This window comes from Microcystis sp. LE19-84.1B, assembly GCF_027531875.1.
Lineage (GTDB): Bacteria > Cyanobacteriota > Cyanobacteriia > Cyanobacteriales > Microcystaceae > Microcystis > Microcystis panniformis.
Genome location: NZ_JAPZSR010000162.1, coordinates 1 through 2,401, shown reverse-complemented (window position 1 = coordinate 2,401; position 2,401 = coordinate 1). Strand labels below are relative to the sequence as shown.

The following is a 2,401-nucleotide window of genomic DNA, read 5'->3' as shown; positions in this document are numbered from 1 at the left end:
GCCAAGCTTTTCTGGTCGGAACCCCCTAAGCCAAGTTTTCAAGGTGCTGCGCCGTCCACTTGGTTTTCGAGACTGGCCTTTTAATTCTAACGTAAAGCCAACCTAGAACGGCGGGGTTTCAGACCCAAAATTTCCGATGATTTGTGATGCGGGTTGTTGTTGATACCTTGGAGAAGTCAGATACTACATTTCATCGGGGTTAATTCCAAGCGCTCTGAGCCTTTCAGCCAACCGGATGGCTTTTTGTTCAGCCTCTTGTTTAGCCAAGCGCTCTTGAGCAGCGATCGCCTCAGCCTCTTGTTTCGCCAGCCGTTCTTGAGCAGCGATTGCTTCTGCGTTCATCGCTCTTTCCTCAGCCGTTAGATAGCGATTTCCCGACTGATCATACCAGTATAACCATTCCCGATACCAAGCAATATGTTCTCCTTTTTCGTAACCTAGCGCCAAGCCAATTTCTGGCAACCAGACTCGATTATTCTCACTTTCTAGAAGTTCATATTTTCCTGATATTAATTTATATACTTCTAATCGTTGTCGCTTTTTAAATCTTCCTCTTCTGCCACTGAAAGGATTGTAAATTACATAATACAGAATCCCTAGGCTTTGGTAATTTAAGAATTTCTCCTCATATTCACCATTATACTTCTCGGAAATTACCTCTAAAAACAAAATCGGCAGGATATACTTTTCTCCCCACAAAACATAGCTTAACCGACCTCTTTCTCCCGTATCATGGTTGACTCCAACTGCTAAGAAACCATCGGGGACAAAAGCTGATTCGTCTGGATTATAATAAACAGCCATATCTACCCCAAAATACCAATCATCTCGACCAGACCAAATTAAGGCTAATAAATTTAGCAGCAGATTGGGAAGATCATTCTGTAACTGGTTGTCCACTGGAGTTTCATCGGAAGAGGGCAATTCTTCGGCGCTGGGAAGAGGGCGATTTTTGTTATAGGTGAGGTTAACCATAGCTCCTACAAGCGTGGTGTTTGATCACTGCTAATTCTAACAGAAAATTACGGTTTTAGATTTCGTTGTTTTTCTGCGATTTCTCAAAGCACTTGCTCAAGACTTGGCTCAAGGCTTTCTTTAATGTCATCAACCTCGTGTTTATGATGGGGGAAAGTGGCAATTTCAACAGGATGGGGTGCATTATCATAACGGAAGATCATAACTTGAGCTTCGTTCATGTAATGATAGCGATATTTTATCTTTGGTTTTGTGTCAGTATTTTTAACTTCAATAAAGTCTAAGCGATGATTATTTTCAAAAATAATTGAACCATTAATATAGCCTTGACTTGCGTTATAAATTTTCTTAGTCAGTGATAAATATCTCACATTGGGAAATTCTCGAATGGTTTGTTCGATTTGCAAAAAATAGGCCTCAATCATTTTAATTCTTGGAGATTAGCCTCGTTTTGAAGAAGCATTTCGTATAGTCCAGACCAAACTATAAAGTCCGATTCATCTCCTAAAATACCGCGAGAAAATTGCTGATAAAATTCTGGGGATGTCATTTGATATTGTTTTTCCAGAGCTGCTAAATCTAATTTTAGATTCAAATTGCTTTTTTGTAATTCGGCAATCTGATAATCAATAATACTTTGGGCAAATTTTTCTTGATCTTTGATAGAGTTTAAAATCTTTTTAAGGCGTTTTTCTGTTTCAGGCTGAACAGATAGATGAAAATCTAACATAAACTGTCTCATTACCACAAATCAAGCGGGATTTCATTCTAGCAAGCGTCAGCCCTGGAGGAGAAGAATGTAAAGATTTATTAAATTGTATTTTATGATACAACGCAGGGGGGATTGTGTATGGTTCGGAATGTTCTGTTTGCTTGTCATTGTTTCGGGCTGCGCTATCGCTTCACCCAAACCGAAATGTCGCACGCATCCAAATCATCTACCACTAACCCTTTTTTATGAAATTACAACTCTGCTTTGTCTCTGGAGTTGCCCTAGCGACTCTGGCAACGGCTGGTGAAGCACAAGCTGCAAGCGTGACTGTCAATAATTTTTCCTTCGAGACACCATCAACCCCTAATTTTTCACCAGTTATTACCGGTTGGACTGTGAGTAGTGGTAGTGCGGGGGTTCAGCCATTCAATGCGACTCAATTTCCAAGCGGAGTACCCGACGGTTCGCAGGCGGGTCTTATTGCTTTCAATGGTGGATCGATCTATCAAGACGTAGCCGCCACTTATCAAGCCGGAACTCGATACACGCTCAATTTATTCGCGGGTATTCGTCTAGTTGACATCCTCGCCGCCCTAAAAGTGCGGCGATTCCTAAACCTCACGATTTAAGTTTCTGCTTCCACCACCGTCGCATACCACAGTTAAAAAACCATGTACTGTCTTACACAGAGTCCACAGACTTTCGCCCCATTTC

Annotated in this window: 4 protein-coding genes; 1 reads left to right on the top strand and 3 read right to left on the bottom strand. The window is 41.3% G+C overall.

All coding sequences use genetic code 11. The features are described 5' to 3' along the window. Window positions 1-183 precede the first annotated feature (183 nt). From O9324_RS09980 to O9324_RS09970, 3 genes are all read right to left on the bottom strand, one after another. Window positions 184-975, bottom strand: coding sequence for a Uma2 family endonuclease (locus O9324_RS09980; protein ID WP_002766598.1), 792 nt, complete (start codon window positions 973-975; stop codon window positions 184-186). 83 nt (window positions 976-1,058) lie between these two features. Continuing rightward, window positions 1,059-1,400 carry a toxin-antitoxin system TumE family protein gene (locus O9324_RS09975; RefSeq protein ID WP_002766599.1) on the bottom strand — a complete coding sequence of 114 codons (342 nt, stop codon included), beginning with the start codon at window positions 1,398-1,400 and terminating at the stop codon, window positions 1,059-1,061. Further along, entirely contained in the window at window positions 1,397-1,705 is a 309-nt protein-coding gene (locus O9324_RS09970) for a hypothetical protein (protein ID WP_002766600.1), read from the bottom strand. Before O9324_RS09970 ends, O9324_RS09975 begins: the two co-directional genes overlap by 4 nt. 227 nt (window positions 1,706-1,932) lie before the next feature. Between O9324_RS09970 and O9324_RS09965 the strand changes: the two genes are divergently transcribed. After that, complete coding sequence (locus O9324_RS09965; protein ID WP_288140102.1) at window positions 1,933-2,316, top strand: hypothetical protein; 384 nt, start codon at window positions 1,933-1,935, stop codon at window positions 2,314-2,316. The last annotated feature ends 85 nt before the right edge of the window (window positions 2,317-2,401 follow it).